The organism is Variovorax sp. 22077 (genome assembly GCF_052044195.1).
Classification (GTDB): domain Bacteria; phylum Pseudomonadota; class Gammaproteobacteria; order Burkholderiales; family Burkholderiaceae_C; genus Variovorax; species Variovorax atrisoli.
Genome location: NZ_JBQEQC010000093.1, coordinates 1 through 684, shown reverse-complemented (window position 1 = coordinate 684; position 684 = coordinate 1). Strand labels below are relative to the sequence as shown.

Annotated in this window: 1 protein-coding gene; it reads left to right on the top strand. The window is 61.4% G+C overall.

From position 1 onward, the window contains the following. Positions 1 to 53: 53 nt before the first annotated feature. The coding region (locus ACTJLF_RS34645; RefSeq protein WP_440884905.1) for an AMP-binding protein at positions 54 to 684 on the top strand (631 nt) is incomplete at its 3' end.

Genomic DNA, 684 nt, shown 5'->3' with positions numbered 1-684 from the left:
CCGCCTATGTCATCTACACCTCCGGATCCACCGGAAGACCCAAGGGCGTGGTCATGTCCGTCGCACCTCTGTTGAATCTGTTCTCCTGGCATAGGGGCACAGACAAGTCCTCAGGACCATCCACAGTCGCGCAGTTCACATCGCTGAGCTTTGACGTCTCCGCGCAGGAAATCCTTTCGACGTTGTGCACCGGCAAGACGCTGGCCATTCCCACGAACGAGGTTCGAAGCAACACGTCGGATTTCCTGAAGTGGTGCAAGCGAAATGGCGTGACCGATTTCTTTGTTCCGAACATCGTGCTCGACCTGCTGTGCGAATCGGACTCCGAAGACCCTTTGAGCGATTCGCTCCAGGTGTTTCAGGCTGGCGAAGTGCTGCAGCTGAGCGCATCGGTCGTCAAATCGTTTGCACGCCTTCCCCAGCGAAGGCTGCACAACCACTACGGCCCGACCGAGACGCATGTCGTGACGGCGTACAGCCTTCCCGACGCAGTGAGCGAATGGCCTGAGGTCCCGCCCATCGGCCGTCCGATCTGGAACACCCAGGTGTACGTGCTCGACGCGGCACTGCAGCCCGTGCCCTCAGGGGTGTCCGGCGAGCTCTATATCGCAGGCGCAGGCCTCGCACGCGGCTACCTGAATCGCCCCAGCCTGAGCGCCGAGCGCTTCGTGGCCAACCCCCACG